The sequence below is a fragment of the Streptomyces sp. NPDC005263 genome (assembly GCF_042872365.1).
GTDB lineage: Bacteria > Actinomycetota > Actinomycetes > Streptomycetales > Streptomycetaceae > Streptomyces.
Window position 1 is genome coordinate 150,244 of record NZ_JBIAKJ010000008.1, and the last position, 14,577, is coordinate 164,820.

Below are 14,577 nucleotides of genomic sequence, written 5' to 3' on the forward strand. Positions count from 1 at the left end.
CGGAACAGGTCAGTCGGGGCTCCGGTGACCTGGCAGGTCGGGTGGCCATGGATCACGTGCGCGCGACATTGCCGACCGAGGCCCGCAGGTCGTCCTCTCCGGTGACCAACGGAGGCAGGGGGGTCGCGTCGGCCGGGTTGAGCGAGTCGAAGAGCAGGGCGATGAAGCGGGCACGCAGCGAGGGTGTGGTGCCGGGGAGTGCGAGGCCGGCGACGGCCATGACGAGGAAGTGAGGGATGTCCTCGGCGGTGAGGTCGGCACGGATCTCGCCGGCGTGCTGTGCGCGCACCAGGAGCGGGTGGAGTGAGGCGCTGAAGCGCTGGAGGACTTCCACCGCGACGTCGGCGAAGTTGCCGGCGAAGGTGACCAGGCCCCGCTCCTCGGTGATGAGGTCGAGCAGATGCGTGGCGATGCCCTGAAGGGCCTGGCGGGTGTGCGGGGAGTCGGCGGCTCGCTCGATGAGAGGGAGCAGGTCCGTTTCGAGGATGTCCTCCAGGACAGCTCTGACGATGGCCTCACGGTTGGGGAAGTGGCGGTAGAGCGTGGCGATGCCCACGCCGGCTTCTGCCGCGATCTGCTCCAGCGAGGCTTCGCCTCTGCCCAGCACCTTCCGTCCCGCGGCGGTGATGCGCTCCATGCTGGAGCGGGCGTCGACCCGGCGCCGGGGTGCGCGGCCGTCCGTCGTTGCCATCTGTGACTACTTCCCCGATCTCCGATGAGGCCGCTGCATTCGATAGCACCCTACCGCATCGATAGTCTACTCTCACTTTGATAGTACCCTCTCACTTCGCGATGCGGCCTGGCCCGCCAGGCCGCCTGGAACTGAGGGAGAACTCTGTGTCCGTTCTGCTGTATCGGCTGGGAAAGTTCGCCTACGGCAAACCCTGGTACGTCATCGGAGGATGGCTGGCCGTGCTGGCCGCCGTCGTCCTCCTGCTCGTGGCACATCCGGTCAAGCTCAGCAACGAGGTGCGCATCGACGGCACCCCCTCCCAGAAGGTCATCGACGGCTTGGCCACCTCCCTTCCGGAGGCGTCCGGCGGCCAGGGCATGCTGCTCTTCAGCGCGCCGGAGGGTGCCCGGATCAACGACGAGAAGGTCCGGTCCGCCCTGATGGCCGCCGTCGACGCCGTCTACCGCCATGACCACGTCATCGACGCCAGGAAGGCCCTGGCCCGGGAAGCGGCCAAGGGCGAGAACAGCCCACTGCTGCGGGCTCAGGCAGCGGTCGGCCAAGCCGCCGGCGGCCCGTCCTCCGGCAAGACACCCGTCCCCTTGCGGCAGGGCGGTCAGCCGGTGCCCGGGGTCGTCGTCTCCGCCGACGGCTCAACGGCCCTGCTGCAGTTCCAGTTCGACGAGCAGACCTTCGAACTTCCTTCCGGGACGATCGACAGCACCATCCAGGCCGCCAAGCAGCAGTCCGCGTCCGGCGGCCTGGAAGTCCTGCCGTCGGCGGCGATGATGGAGATCCCCGAGATCATCGGCGTCGGGGAGGTCGTCGGTGTCGCGGTGGCGGCCGTTGTCCTGCTGATCACTCTGGGATCGGTCGTCGCGGCGGGCCTGCCACTGATCATCGCCCTGGCCGGCGTCACGGTGGGAGTCGGCGGCGCCTTCACCCTCTCCACCGTTTTCGAGATCCACTCCCTCGCCGCGGTGCTGGCGCTGATGCTGGGGCTGGCCGTCGGCATCGACTACGCGCTGTTCATCGTCAACCGAGAACGCCGGCTGATCCTCGACCAGGGTATGGACCCTCATGAAGCGACCGGCCGTGCGCTCGGCACCGCCGGGAGCGCGGTCTTCTTCGCCGGCAGCACCGTCATCATCGCTCTGGCCGGGCTCCTGGTCATCGGCATCACACTGCTCAGCACCATGGCCATCGTCGCGGCCGCCACGATCGCGATCGCTGTCCTGCTCGCCCTGACCCTGCTGCCCGCCCTGCTGGGCCTGGTCAAGGAACGCGTCTGCCCCGCCCGTACCCGGCGAAGGGAACAAGAGCGGCCAGGAGGACCCGAGCGCACCCGGGCGGTCCGCTGGGGAGCACTGCTGGTCCGCCACAGGTACGCCGCCCTCGCCGCCTCGATCCTGATCCCGGCGATCCTGGCGGTGCCCGCCGCCGGCATGAAACTGGGCCTGCCCTCCGGTGCCAGCTACAACCCCGACACCGGGCAGCGACGCAGCTACGACCTGGTCAGCGACGCGTACGGGCCCGGCTACAACGGTCCCCTCCTGATCGCCGTCGGCTCCACCACGAACGGACAGCCCCTCACCCCCGCGACCCTTGCCGCGGTGACCTCGGACCTGCGAGGCGTCAAGGGCGCCACATCGGTCTCACTGGCCGGGATGAACCAGACCGGAACCACCGCCATCCTCAGCCTGATTCCTGGCAGCGGCCCGAACGACGATGCCACCAAGGATCTCGTCACAGCCGTACGGGCCGACAGCGCGCACATCCGTGAGACCCGCGGCGCTGTCATCGGTGTCGCCGGTTTCACCGCCCTCGCGATCGACGTCTCCGACCGGCTCACCGACGTCCTGCCCGTCTACGTGGCCACCGTCCTCGGACTGTCCCTCCTCGTCCTGCTCCTGGTATTCCGCTCCCTCTTGGTCCCCGTGACGGCCACCCTCGGCTTCCTGCTGAGCATCGCCGCCACCTTCGGCCTCACCACGGCCGTCTTCCAGTGGGGCTGGCTGCAGAGCGTGATCGGACTCGACGCCACCGCACCGGTCGTGAGCCTGCTGCCCATCATCATCACCGGCGTCCTCTACGGGCTCGCCATGGACTACCAGATGTTCCTGGTGACCTCCATACGCGAAGCACACGTCCACGGCGCCACCGCCATCAACGCCACCGTCACCGGCTTCGCGCGTGCCAGCTCCGTCGTCCTGGCTGCGGCCACCATCATGGTGTCCGTCTTCGCCGGCTTCGTCTTCAACGCTCAGCCCATGATCAAACAGGCCGGCTTCGCACTGGCGGTGGGCATCCTCATCGACGCCTTCGTCATCCGCATGACCTTCATCCCGGCCACCATGGCGCTCGCCCAGGAGAAAGCCTGGTGGATCCCCGCCCGGCTGAACCGCCTGCTGCCCGACCTCGACGTCGAAGGCGACAAGCTCGCGCAGAGGATCCCGCTCCCCCACCCGACCGCGGCCCACCAGGCAGAGACCATCAGCTGACCGGCGGCACCGTCCCTTCCCCCACCGTCATCAGGTCATCCGAAAGGGACGAGGCGGTCCCAGACAGACCGCCTTGTCCCTTTCAGCTCTCGGACACCATGAGGACGCCGCGACCGATGCCGGGATCAACATCTGGCAGGACCACCTCGGCACCCGCACCGTGGGTCAGCTGTGGTCGGCGCCCCACCCGTGGGCGCGATCGAGTGCCGCGGCGTAGCGATCCACGACGATGATCTCCGTCTGGGACAACGCGCGAAGGGCCTGGATCGCGATGTGCCCCAGTCCGCCGGCGCCCAGCACGACGGTGCGGGTCCCCGGGACCGCGTGCGGAAGCGCCTTGCGCACCGCGTGGTAGGCCGCCAACCCCGCGTCGGCGAGAGGTGCGGCGTCGGCGGGCGCCATGCTGCTGGGGATCGGTACGACCGCCCGCGCGCTGGTCTTGACGTACTCGGCGAAGCACGAGGGCGGCGTAGCCCTTGTCGGCCAGGCGCTGGGCGTAGATGCTCGTGGTCGGCTCCTTCACGCCCCCGCCCGGATGCGAGACGACGATGGCCGGCAGGCGCTCACCCGCGCGGCCCTCGGGGGCGAAGAACAGCCCCGCGATGCGCAGACCGTTGCTGGTGAAGCTGACCCCGGTGCTCGCGTGAAGCTCTCTCTGTTGGTCGGTTTGCCGGCCGGATGCCACGTTCCGAGAGTGCCCCCGGTGCCACTTGCCGACAATGGGAAGGATCTCTCCTAGTCACTGACCTCCCGGAACCGAGGGAACGCCTCACCCGGGCGGCGATCGTCGAGGCCGTTCGCCGCCTGCTGAGCGGCCGACAAGCAGTGCCCACGACGGCGTACCGGTTGGATCCCCGGCGAGCTTGCGCCACACCTCGCGATAGCCGCAGTCCACGAACAGGGCCGCGTCCAGAGGTGAGGGCCTCCGACGGGGTCGCCGAGTTGACCGCCAGGATCGCCTCCCCCGAGACGAATGTGGCGTGGCTGCTGTGCGATGCCCCAGGCGTGAGGCGAGGGCATGTGGCCGGTGCGACGAACGGCTGGAGATCTCGGCCGGCGGGATCGTGCTCGGCGTAGTCCTGCACCTCACCGGTCGCGGTGGTCGGGCGAGGGACCGGCGGGCTCGGCGTCCTCGGTGGCGGCCCACGCGGCCAGGAGCCGCAGGGCGTCGTGGTCGGGGGTGCCGGGGGCGGCACTGTACGCGGTGAGGGTCAGGCCGGGCTGGGCGGGCAGTTCCATGGCGTCGAAGTCCAGGGTGAGGTCGCCGACGGAGGGGTGCCGGAAGGCCTTACGGCCGGTGTGGTGCAGGCGCACGTTGTGCTTGGCCCAGGAGGTGCGGAACTCCTCGCTGCGGGTGACCAGTTCGCCGATCAGGCCGGTCAGGTCAGGGTCGTGCGGGGCGCGGCCGGCCTCGGTGCGCAGCAGGGCGACGGTGGTGTTCACCGACTGCTCCCAGTCGGTGAAGAAGTCACGTCCGTGCGGGTCGAGGAACTGGAAGCGGGCGATGTTGACCGTGCCCGTGGTGCCGTCGGGGAACAGGGGCGAGTACAGGGCGCGGCCGAGGTGGTTGACGGCCAGGATGTCCAGACGGCCGTTGCGTATGAACGCCGGGGAGTCGGTCATGGAGTCGAGGACGCGCCGGACGCTGTCGGGCAGGGGGCCACGTGCGCGTTTGCGGCGGGTGGGCCGTTTACCGGCGGCGCGGGCCAGGTCGTAGAGGTGGGCGCGTTCGGCGTCGTCGAGTTGCAGGGCGCCCGCGACGGCGTCGAGGACTTCCTCCGAGGCGCCGGCGAGTCGGCCGCGCTCCAGGCGGACGTAGTAGTCGATGCTGACGCCGGCGAGCAGGGCGACTTCCTCGCGGCGCAGGCCCGGCACGCGCCGGTTCCTGCCGTAGGCGGGCAGACCCGCCTGCCGCGGGGTGATCTTGGCGCGGCGGGAGGCCAGGAACTCGCGGATGTCGCTCTCGGTACTCACGCCTTCAGGCTAGAGGGGACGGCCCGCGGCGCATGGGGCCTGTCCGTGCCTGTCATGACAGGCTCTTCCTCAGCACCCGCACTCAGGAAGGAAGGACACGCTCCCCATGCCAGAAGCAGTCACGCGTCGGATCCTGGTGACCGGTTCCGCCGACGGCCTGGGACGTGCCGCGGCGGACGCGCTGTTGTCCGCGGGGCACGACGTGGTCGTGCACGCCCGGAACGAGGAGCGCGCCGCGGGCCTCGACGCGCTGATCGACCGTGAGGCACACCTCGTGATCGGCGACTTCACGGAACGTGACGCCGTACGGAGCATCGCGGCGAAGCTCAACGAGGCGGGGCCGCTCGACGCGGTCATCCACAATGCCGGTGTCTGGAGCGGGCCGGCGGTCATGCCGGTCAACATCATCGCGCCGTACCTGCTCACGGCCCTGCTTCGCGCCCCGAGCCGACTGGTGTACCTGAGCAGCGGCTCGCACTTCGGTGGGAGGCCCACCCTCGACGGCGTGGACTGGCGGGGCGAGAGCGCGGGCTCGTACTCGGACAGCAAACTGTTCGTCACCACGCTCGCGGCCGCGGTGGCTCGGCTGCGCCCCGGGGTGCTGAGCAACGCCGTCGATCCGGGGTGGGTGCCGACCAGGATGGGCGGGCCGAGCGCGCCGGACGATCTCGAACTCGGCCACCGGACCCAGGAGTGGCTCGCCGCCGGCGACGATCCCCAGGCCCTGACCACCGGCGGGTACTGGTACCACCGCCAGCGGCTGGAGCCGCACCGCGCCGTCCACGACGAGGCGTTCCAGGACCGTCTGCTGCAGACCCTGGCCGAGGAGACGGGCACCGCGCTCTGACCAGTCAGGACTCTCCGCGGTCCTGAACCCCAGGTCACCGCGTTGTCGACTGAACCCGTGTATCTCGTCCGACAGCGGCCCCCGCGGGCGGCGCGGCGACCGGTTCGTACCGGTCGGCCTCCTCCCCGGGCAGCAGCATGTCCTCGTAGCGGCCCAGTGCCAGCATCACGCCGAGCATCAGGAGCGGAATCGTCACAGTCAGCAGCGCCATGGCCTGTCCTTCTGCGGGAAAGGTGCGCGGGGGGTCCGATACGGGTCTCCCCGCATCGGGCGTGCAAACCCCGTGTCGGCCTCGGGTCCTCGGGTACGCGGTGCGGACCCCGAAGATGTGGAGGGAGACATGCAGCGAGGCAGTGACCGGCTGAGCCGCCACCGTGACGACGAGATGAAGCACGAACTGCAGGGTCTGCTGCGGTCCGGGCATCCCACCCGGGCCGAGGAGTGGAACGATCCCGAACCGACCGCCGACGACGATCCGGAGATCGCGGGCGGGCCGGTGGCACCACGCGCCGGGGCGTCGCTGGAGGCGGTCCGGCTGGAACTGGCCCGGAGCCTGGGCCGCCACTCGTTCCCCGCGAGCGCCGGCGACCTGGCGCACGTCCTGCGCCGCGAGAACGCGCCCGACGCCCTGGTCGAGGCCGTGCAACGGCTCCCGCGCAAGGAGCACCACGCCAACCTCGAGGAACTCGCGCGGGCACTGACCCGTGGCACGGGCACCGCCCCGGCGGGAGGCCCACGATGACGGCCGACTTCGTGAAGGACGTGATGACGCCCGGCGTGGTCGCCGTCCGCCCGGACGCCTCGCTCGTCGAGGCGGCGCAGCTGATGCGCGCGCAGAACATCGGCGACGTCCTGGTGGCCGACGGACAGCACGTCGTCGGAGTGCTCACGGACCGGGACATCACCGTCCGCGCGGTCGCCGACGGCGTGGACCCGCTGACCGTGAGTGCCCAGACCGTGTGCACACCCGACCCGGTCCTGGTGGCTCCAGACGACCCGGTGTCGGCGGCGGTCGCGCTGATGCGGGCGCACGCCGTGCGCCGGCTGCCGGTGGTCGAGGACGGGATGCCGGTCGGGGTGGTGAGCCTCGGTGACCTCGCCGAGGCCCAGGACCCGGACTCGACGCTCGCCGACATCAGCCGGGCCCAGCCGGGAGAGGAGCGCGGCGGCGACGGGCGGGAGTTCCTGTGAGTCGTCTCCGCGACCAGGCCGCGGAGATCGCCGCCACGGCGCCACCGTGGACGTCGGCGACGTGACCACGCGCTACCGCCGTACGGGCTGCTGAGCGTGCAGCTGGGCGGGGCGGCCGTGCACCAGGGCAAGGAAGAAGCGCGCGACGAGCGACGAGGCCCACGGGCCGGCTCCACGCGCCCCACAGATTTTCAGGAAAGGTCGTTGAACCATCATGCGCATTGCGTTTCTGACGGCACCCGAAGGTGTCGAGCAGATCGAGCTCACCGATCCGTGGCAGGCGGCGAAGAACGCGGGCCACGAGCCGGTGCTCGTGTCGACGAAGCCGGGCCGGATCCAGGGCTTCGAGCACCTCGACAAGGCGGACACGTTCCCCGTGGACGAGGTGGTGGGTGAGACGTCGGCCGACTCCTTCGGCGGGCTGGTGCTGCCGGGCGGGGTGGCCAATCCGGACTTCCTGCGGATGGACGAGAAGGCCGTGGCGTTCGTCCGGGACTTCTTCGAGCGGGGCCTGCCGGTGGCCGCGATCTGCCACGCCCCCTGGACGCTGGTCGAGGCGGACGTCGTCCGGGGCCGGGTGCTGACGTCCTGGCCGAGCCTGCGGACGGACATCCGCAACGCGGGCGGCACCTGGGTGGACGAACAGGTGAAGATCTGCGACCACGGCTCCAACAAGCTGGTCACCAGCCGTAAGCCCGACGACCTCAAGGCGTTCTGCGAAGCGTTCCTGGACGTGTTCGCCGAGGAGGCCGCCTGATGGACCCGGCCGCCGACAAGCAACGGCAGCGCGAGTCGTTCCACGCGGACGACCCGACCGCCGGGCCACTCACCACCGACCAGGGTGTGGAGGTCGACCACACCGACGACTCACTGAGCGCCGGCGAGCGCGGGCCGACGCTGATGGAGGACTTCCACTTCCGGGAGAAGCTCACCCACTTCGACCACGAGCGGATCCCGGAGCGGGTGGTGCACGCCCGGGGCGCGGGCGCCTACGGCTACTTCGAACCGTACGAGTCCTGCGCGGAGTTCACCCGTGCCGCCTTCCTCCAGGATCCCGCGGTGCGCACCCCGGTGTTCGTACGGTTCTCGACGGTGCAGGGGCCGAAGGGCTCGGCGGACACCGTGCGGGACGTGCGCGGCTTCGCCACCAAGTTCTATACGTCGGAGGGGAATTACGACCTGGTCGGGAACAACTTCCCGGTCTTCTTCATCCAGGACGGCATCAAGTTCCCCGACTTCGTGCACGCGGTGAAGCCTGAACCGCACAACGACATCCCGACCGGCGCCTCCGCGCACGACACCCTGTGGGACTTCGTGTCGCTCCAGCCGGAGACGCTGCACGCGATCATGTGGCTGATGTCGGACCGGGCGATCCCCCGCAGCTACCGCATGATGCAGGGCTTCGGCGTGCACACCTTCCGGTTCGTGAACGCCGACGGCCGTGGCACGTTCGTGAAGTTCCACTGGAAGCCGCGTCTCGGCGTGCACTCGCTGGTGTGGGACGAGGCGCAGGAGTGCCAGGGCCGCAATCCGGACTTCAACCGGGGCGACCTGTGGGACGCGATCGAGGCGGGCGAGTTCCCGGAGTGGGAGCTGGGCGTCCAACTCGTGCCGGAGGAGGACGAGTTCGCCTTCGACTTCGATCTGCTCGACGCCACGAAGCTCATCCCGGAGGAGCAGGTGCCCGTCCGGCCGATCGGCCGGATGGTGCTGAACCGCAACCCGGAGAACTTCTTCGCGGAGACCGAGCAGGTCGCCTTCCACACCGCCAACGTCGTCCCCGGGATCGACTTCACCAACGACCCGCTGCTTCAGGCCCGCAACTTCTCCTATCTGGACACGCAGTTGACCCGGCTGGGCGGCCCCAACTTCTCCCAGCTGCCGGTGAACCGTCCGGTGGCGCCGGTGCGGAACAACCAGCGCGACGGCTACCACCAGAGCACGGTCCACCGGGGCACGAACTACTTCCCGAACTCGCTCGGCGGCGGCTGCCCGGCACACGCCGGGGCGGACGGGCGCGCGTTCTCGCACTACGCGGAGCGGGTGGACGGGCACAAGATCCGGCGGCGCAGTCCGAGCTTCCAGGACCACTACAGTCAGCCCGCACTGTTCTGGAACAGCATGGCGGACTGGGAGAAGCAACACATCGTGGACGCCTTCCGGTTCGAGCTCGGCAAGGTCGACGCGATGACGATCCGCACCCGCACGGTCGAGCAACTCGCCAAGGTCGACGGCGAGTTGGCGGCCAAGGTGGCGGCCGGTATCGGGGTGCCGGAGCCGACCGAGAAGGTCAGCGCGTCCAAGGAGGCGTCTGCCGCCCTCAGCCTGGAGAAGGTGCGGGGCGACGGGTCGATCCGCACCCGGCAGATCGCGGTCCTGGTCACCGACGGCGTCGACCCCGAGCAGGTGGCGTCCGTCCGGGAGGTGCTGGCGGCCGAAGGGGCGGTCGTGGAGGCGCTGGCGGCCACCGACGGCACGGTGGCGGGCTCCGACGGCGAGCGGTACACCGTCGACCGCGCGCTGCCCACCGTGGCCTCGGTGCTGTACGACGCCGTCCTGCTGCCGGGCGGTCCGGTGGGCACTCCGGGGACGACCGTCGACCCGGACGCCATGCGCTTCGTGCGGGACGCCTATCGGCACGGCAAGCCGGTCGGCGCGCTCGGCTCGGGCGTCGGGATCCTGTCGGCGCTGGAACCGGAGGGGCTGCACCTGTCCACCGAGTTCCACCGGGTGGTCGCCGACCAGGGCGTGGTGACGGACACCTCGCCGGGTGCCGCGAGCGAGGAGTTCACCAGGGAGTTCGTGGCCGCCGTGGGCGCGCACCGGCACTGGAACCGGCCGCCGGTACGTCGCTGACCGGTCCGTCCGTCCGTTCAGGAACGGCCGGTGTGAGGGTTCAGGAGCGGGGAGTCGCCGACTCCCCGCTTCCGCGTTCCCGTGCCCCCTCGCGGGTGCGGCTCGCGGCCACCGGGCGGTTCGGGTTGCGGCGCAGGAACTCGCCCTCGAGCTGCGCCATGCGGTCGTTGTGTGCCCGCAGCGCGTCGTTCGAGGCGTACAGCAGTGTGTCGTGCCGCGTGCGGTGGATGGTCTCCAGCTCCTTCATGAGCTGTTGGTCGTCCAGCCGGCTGGGGTCGACTCCGGTCATTGTGGGGCCCCGCTCGTCGTGTTCGTTCATACGGTTCGGGTACCCGCCCGGCACGCACTACCCCCGAGCGGAATCCGGGAGAGAATCATGGATCTCGCCTTTCTCCATCCACTCTACGAACATCCGGGCCCCTGGGCCTCCGTCTACGTCAGCACCTCCCGGCATACGGAGGACACGGCCCACGAACGACATCTGACGGCCGTGGCGCTGTCCCGGGAGCTGTCCCGGCAGGGCGCCGACGAGGAGACCTGCCAGGCCGTGCGGGAGGCGCTGGAGGAGCTGAAGCACTCCTCCGAACCGCACGGGCGGGCCCTGTTCGCACGGGCCGGGAAGGTGGTCCTGGATCCGCCGCTCACCCGGGCCCCGGACGGCGACCGGGCGGTGTGGGCCCCGCTGCCGCACACCGCGCCGCTGCTGGAGCTGGCCGGGGAGAACCCGGTCTGCGTGGTGGCGTACATCGACCGCAAGGGCGCCGACTTCGAGCTGCGTGCCGGGCGCGGCCGACAGGACGCCGGCTCGGTCACCGGCCGCCAGTACCCCGTACACCGTACGAGCTCGGCGGACTGGTCGGAGCGGCACTTCCAGCTCCGGGTGGAGAACACCTGGGAGCACAACGCGGCCGAGATCGCGGACGCGCTCGCCGTGTGCCAGGAGGAGGCCCACGCCGACCTGCTGGTCCTGGTGGGTGACGACCGGGAGCGGCGGTCCGTGCACGAGCGGCTGCCCAAGCGGCTGCGCGACCTGGTCGTGGAGGCCCCGCACGGGGCCGGCAGCAGGCTGCTGGACGAGGACGTGGAGCAGGCCCGCGTGGAGCACGTACGGCAGCGGGCCGAGCGTGAGCTGGAGCGGTTCCTGGCCGCCCGGGAGCCGGGTGAGGACGGCCGCGCCGGAGCGGTGGAGGACGTGCCCGCGCTGGTCGAGGCGGCGCGGGAGCACCGTATCGAGGAACTGCTGCTGCGTCCGGACGGCCCCGACGCGCACCGGGAGGTGTGGATCGGCGAGGAGCCGGACCAGGTGGCGGTGCGCCGGACGGATCTGAAGATCCTCGGCGAGCAGAATTCCTGGTCCGCGCGGGCGGACGACGCGCTGATCCGGTCGGCGGTCGCGACGGGCGCCCCGGTGCTCCTGGTGACCGCGGCTCCGGCGGCCGAGGAGATGGAGGTGCCGGTGGGCGGAATGGGCGCCCTGCTGCGCTGGAAGTAAGCCCCCGATGTGCTCGTGACAGGCCCACTCCGTCTCTCGACGGGGTGGGCCGGGCCCGGTGACCTGCGAGGTTACCGGGCCCTTTCGACGCGTCGCTCGTCCCACACCGGCTCGGCCGTCTCCCGGACCCGGCCGTCGCTGCCGAAGACCAGGAAGCGGTCGAAGGAGCGGGCGAACCAGCGGTCGTGGGTGACGGCGAGCACGGTTCCCTCGAATGCCTCCAGACCCTCCTGAAGGGCTTCGGCGGACTCCAGGTCGAGGTTGTCGGTCGGCTCGTCGAGCAGCAGGGCGGTGACGCCCTGGAGTTCGAGCAGCAGGATCTGGAAGCGGGCCTGCTGGCCTCCGGAGAGCCGCTCGAAGCCCTGCTCGGCCTGGCCGGTCAGCTCGTAGCGGCGCAGCCGGGACATGGCGGCGCCCCGGTCCTGGGCGTGCTCCTTCCACAGGATGTCGAGGAGCGTCCGGCCCTCCAGCTCCGGGTGTGCGTGCGTCTGGGCGAAGTGCCCGGGCACCACGCGCGCGCCCAGCTTCCACCGGCCGGTGTGGGCCACCGGCTCGCCGGCCAGCAGCCGTAGGAAGTGCGACTTGCCGGAGCCGTTGGAGCCGAGGACGGCGACCCGCTCGCCGTAGAAGACCTCCAGGTCGAAGGGGGTCATCAGGCCGGTGAGTTCGAGTTCCTCGCAGGTGACGGCCCGTACTCCGGTCCGGCCGCCCTTCAGGCGCATCGTGATGTCCTGCTCGCGGGGCGGCTCCGGCGGCGGTCCCGCCTCCTCGAACTTGCGCAGACGGGTCTGGGCGGCCTGGTAGCGGGAGGCCAGCTCATGGCTGATGGAGGCCGCCTGGCGGAGGTTCAGCACCAGCTTCTTCAACTGGGCGTGCTTCTCGTCCCAGCGGCGGCGCAGCTCCTCGAATCGGGCGAAGCGTTCACGGCGGGCCTCGTGGTAGGTGGCGAAGCCGCCGCCGTGCACCCAGGCGTCGGCGCCCGCGGGGCTCGGCTCGACGGAGACGATCTTCTGGGCGGCGCGGGCGAGGAGCTCCCGGTCGTGGGAGACGAACAGGACCGTCTTGCGGGTCTCCTGCAGCCGCTCCTCCAGCCAGCGCTTGCCGGGCACGTCCAGATAGTTGTCGGGCTCGTCGAGCAGCAGCACCTCGTCGGTGCCGCGCAGCAGGGCCTCCAGGACCAGCCGTTTCTGCTCGCCGCCGGACAGCGTGCGCACCTGACGCCACTGGGCCTTCTCGTACGGCATGCCGAGCGCGGCCGTGGTGCACATGTCCCACAGCGTCTCGGACTCGTAGCCGCGTGCCTCGGCCCAGTCGGAGAGGGCCTGCGCGTACCTCAGCTGGGCGGCCTCGTCGTCGACGGTCATGATGCCGTGCTCGGCCTGGTCGACGGCGCGCGCGGCCTCACGGATGCGGGGCGGCGCCACCGACACGAGCAGGTCGCGCACCGTCGTCTCGTCCCGTACGGAGCCCACGAACTGCCGCATCACCCCGAGGCCGCCGGTGACGGTGACGGTCCCGCCGTGCGGTTTCAGCTCGCCGGAGATCAGCCGCAGCAGGGTGGTCTTGCCCGCGCCGTTGGGTCCGACGAGGGCCACGACGGCCCCTTCGCCCACCCGGAAGGACACATCGCCGAGCAGCGCCCTCCCGTCGGGGAGGTGGTACTCGAGGTGCGCGGCTTCCAGATATCCCATGAGGAGCCAGTCTGCGGTCCCGGGACCTGCCCCGACAAGCCGGTTTCGGCCGCCTGCGTCTGGCGGGGGTCGAGCCGGGCGCGTCTACCGTCCCCCGCGTCCGGCTGAGCCCTCAGCCCGTCAGTCCGCCAGCCCGTCAGGTTGTCCGTATGGCGAGACATGGGGTCTCACTATTCGACATGCAGGCGTACGGTGAGGCCTATCGCCGGTGGGGTCGTGGGGCCCGGTGAGCCGGTGCGTCGAGAGGGGATCAGCCATGTCCGAGGCAGGGGAGAGTGCCGTCTACACGCACGGGCACCACGAGTCGGTGCTGCGGTCGCACACCTGGCGCACCGCCGCCAACTCGGCTGCGTACCTGCTCGGTTCACTGAAGCCCCATATGAGGATCCTGGACATCGGCTGCGGTCCGGGCACCATCACCGCCGACCTCGCCGCACTGGTCCCCGACGGACAGGTCACCGGTGTCGACCACGCGCCGGGCATCCTGGACCGGGCCCGGGCCACGGCCGCCGAGCGCGGCCTGGCCAACGTCGACTTCGCGGTCGCCGACGTGCACGCGCTGGACTTTCCCGACGACACCTTCTGCGTGGTCCACGCCCATCAGCTGCTCCAGCACGTCGGCGACCCGGTGCGGGCGCTGCGCGAGATGCGGCGGGTGACGAAACCGAACGGGTTCATCGCCGTCCGCGACTCCGACTACGCGGCCATGACCTGGTATCCCGCGTCCACGGGCATGGACGACTGGCTCGACCTGTACCACCGGGTGGCCCGCGCCAACGGCGGTGAGCCGGATGCCGGACGCCGGCTGAAGGCCTGGGCGCTCGAGGCGGGACTGTCGGACGTCACGGCCACCTCCAGCACCTGGACCTTCGCCACCGCCGAGGAGCGGGCCTGGTGGAGCGGCCTGTGGGCGGACCGCACCCTGACCTCCGACTACGCGGAGCGGGCCACGAAGGGCGGTCACGCCACCGGTGAGCAGCTGCGGGCCGTGTCGGAGGCCTGGCGGGAATGGGGCGCGCGGGAAGACGGGTGGTTCAGTGTGTTGCACGGAGAAATTCTGTGCCGAAAGGAAGCCTGAATCCCAGATTTCGGGAAACTAGGTGTGCAGGAGGTTCACACTATGGTTCCGATTCTGCTGGTAGCGCTGCTGGTCCTGATCCTTTTCGGCGCCGGTTTCGCGGTAAAACTGCTCTGGTGGATTGCGCTGGTTGTTCTGGTGCTGTGGCTTCTGGGCTTCCTGATGCGGGGTACGACCGCGGGTGGCGGCAGGGGTCGCTGGTACAGGTGGTGAATTGACCCGGAAATGAATCCCGGCCCGACAACCGGGATTCATTTCCGGGGCAACCACCGGG

The 14,577-nt window shown here is 70.5% G+C and carries 16 protein-coding genes; 10 read left to right on the forward strand and 6 right to left on the reverse strand.

The features are described from left to right. Positions 1 to 52: 52 nt before the first annotated feature. Entirely contained in the window at positions 53 to 691 is a 639-nt protein-coding gene (locus tag ACFYRY_RS31830) for a TetR/AcrR family transcriptional regulator (protein WP_389153333.1), read from the reverse strand. A gap of 146 nt (positions 692 to 837) precedes the next feature. Between ACFYRY_RS31830 and ACFYRY_RS31835 the strand changes: the two genes are divergently transcribed. Next, the gene (locus ACFYRY_RS31835) at positions 838 to 3,174 is read left to right on the forward strand and encodes an MMPL family transporter (RefSeq protein ID WP_389153335.1); all 2,337 of its coding nucleotides are present in this window, start codon (positions 838 to 840) and stop codon (positions 3,172 to 3,174) included. Positions 3,175 to 3,339: 165 nt separating this feature from the next. Here ACFYRY_RS31835 and ACFYRY_RS31840 read toward each other — a convergent pair whose 3' ends face one another. Next, a complete protein-coding gene (locus tag ACFYRY_RS31840; protein ID WP_389153338.1) occupies positions 3,340 to 3,576 on the reverse strand; it encodes a hypothetical protein in 237 nt (78 codons plus the stop codon). 98 nt (positions 3,577 to 3,674) lie between these two features. Here ACFYRY_RS31840 and ACFYRY_RS31845 point away from each other — a divergent pair, with 98 nt between their 5' ends. Next, a complete protein-coding gene (locus ACFYRY_RS31845) occupies positions 3,675 to 3,821 on the forward strand; it encodes a hypothetical protein (RefSeq protein ID WP_389153341.1) in 147 nt (48 codons plus the stop codon). Positions 3,822 to 4,260: 439 nt separating this feature from the next. Here ACFYRY_RS31845 and ACFYRY_RS31850 read toward each other — a convergent pair whose 3' ends face one another. Next, positions 4,261 to 5,148 carry a helix-turn-helix transcriptional regulator gene (locus ACFYRY_RS31850; RefSeq protein WP_389153343.1) on the reverse strand — a complete coding sequence of 296 codons (888 nt, stop codon included), beginning with the start codon at positions 5,146 to 5,148 and terminating at the stop codon, positions 4,261 to 4,263. A gap of 106 nt (positions 5,149 to 5,254) precedes the next feature. Here ACFYRY_RS31850 and ACFYRY_RS31855 point away from each other — a divergent pair, with 106 nt between their 5' ends. Beyond that, the gene (locus ACFYRY_RS31855) at positions 5,255 to 5,995 is read left to right on the forward strand and encodes an SDR family NAD(P)-dependent oxidoreductase (protein ID WP_389153346.1); all 741 of its coding nucleotides are present in this window, start codon (positions 5,255 to 5,257) and stop codon (positions 5,993 to 5,995) included. Positions 5,996 to 6,029: 34 nt separating this feature from the next. Here ACFYRY_RS31855 and ACFYRY_RS31860 read toward each other — a convergent pair whose 3' ends face one another. Then, positions 6,030 to 6,206, reverse strand: coding sequence for a hypothetical protein (locus ACFYRY_RS31860; protein WP_389153349.1), 177 nt, complete (start codon positions 6,204 to 6,206; stop codon positions 6,030 to 6,032). Between the two features lie 129 nt (positions 6,207 to 6,335). Between ACFYRY_RS31860 and ACFYRY_RS31865 the strand changes: the two genes are divergently transcribed. The 4 genes from ACFYRY_RS31865 (at position 6,336) to ACFYRY_RS31880 (ending at position 10,042) form a co-directional block, all read left to right on the forward strand. After that, positions 6,336 to 6,737, forward strand: a complete 402-nt coding sequence (locus tag ACFYRY_RS31865; RefSeq protein ID WP_389153352.1) for a DUF2795 domain-containing protein — start codon at positions 6,336 to 6,338, stop codon at positions 6,735 to 6,737. Further along, positions 6,734 to 7,186 carry a CBS domain-containing protein gene (locus tag ACFYRY_RS31870; protein WP_389153355.1) on the forward strand — a complete coding sequence of 151 codons (453 nt, stop codon included), beginning with the start codon at positions 6,734 to 6,736 and terminating at the stop codon, positions 7,184 to 7,186. The genes ACFYRY_RS31865 and ACFYRY_RS31870 overlap by 4 nt, the downstream gene beginning before the upstream one ends. A gap of 214 nt (positions 7,187 to 7,400) precedes the next feature. Continuing rightward, positions 7,401 to 7,943 carry a type 1 glutamine amidotransferase domain-containing protein gene (locus ACFYRY_RS31875; RefSeq protein ID WP_389153358.1) on the forward strand — a complete coding sequence of 181 codons (543 nt, stop codon included), beginning with the start codon at positions 7,401 to 7,403 and terminating at the stop codon, positions 7,941 to 7,943. Then, positions 7,943 to 10,042, forward strand: a complete 2,100-nt coding sequence (locus ACFYRY_RS31880; protein ID WP_389153361.1) for a catalase — start codon at positions 7,943 to 7,945, stop codon at positions 10,040 to 10,042. The genes ACFYRY_RS31875 and ACFYRY_RS31880 overlap by 1 nt, the downstream gene beginning before the upstream one ends. A gap of 40 nt (positions 10,043 to 10,082) precedes the next feature. On the opposite strand, the gene ACFYRY_RS31885 is transcribed toward ACFYRY_RS31880, so the two are convergent. Then, positions 10,083 to 10,361, reverse strand: a complete 279-nt coding sequence (locus ACFYRY_RS31885) for a DUF6158 family protein (RefSeq protein WP_389153363.1) — start codon at positions 10,359 to 10,361, stop codon at positions 10,083 to 10,085. 57 nt (positions 10,362 to 10,418) lie between these two features. On the opposite strand from ACFYRY_RS31885, the gene ACFYRY_RS31890 reads away from it, so the two are divergent. Beyond that, positions 10,419 to 11,534 carry a Vms1/Ankzf1 family peptidyl-tRNA hydrolase gene (locus tag ACFYRY_RS31890; protein ID WP_389153366.1) on the forward strand — a complete coding sequence of 372 codons (1,116 nt, stop codon included), beginning with the start codon at positions 10,419 to 10,421 and terminating at the stop codon, positions 11,532 to 11,534. 71 nt (positions 11,535 to 11,605) lie between these two features. Here ACFYRY_RS31890 and ACFYRY_RS31895 read toward each other — a convergent pair whose 3' ends face one another. After that, positions 11,606 to 13,225 carry an ABC-F family ATP-binding cassette domain-containing protein gene (locus ACFYRY_RS31895; RefSeq protein WP_389153369.1) on the reverse strand — a complete coding sequence of 540 codons (1,620 nt, stop codon included), beginning with the start codon at positions 13,223 to 13,225 and terminating at the stop codon, positions 11,606 to 11,608. Positions 13,226 to 13,481: 256 nt separating this feature from the next. Here ACFYRY_RS31895 and ACFYRY_RS31900 point away from each other — a divergent pair, with 256 nt between their 5' ends. Both ACFYRY_RS31900 and ACFYRY_RS31905 read left to right on the forward strand, forming a co-directional pair. Continuing rightward, positions 13,482 to 14,303, forward strand: a complete 822-nt coding sequence (locus tag ACFYRY_RS31900; protein ID WP_389153371.1) for a class I SAM-dependent methyltransferase — start codon at positions 13,482 to 13,484, stop codon at positions 14,301 to 14,303. A gap of 42 nt (positions 14,304 to 14,345) precedes the next feature. Then, complete coding sequence (locus tag ACFYRY_RS31905) at positions 14,346 to 14,516, forward strand: hydrophobic protein (protein ID WP_356769894.1); 171 nt, start codon at positions 14,346 to 14,348, stop codon at positions 14,514 to 14,516. The last annotated feature ends 61 nt before the right edge of the window (positions 14,517 to 14,577 follow it).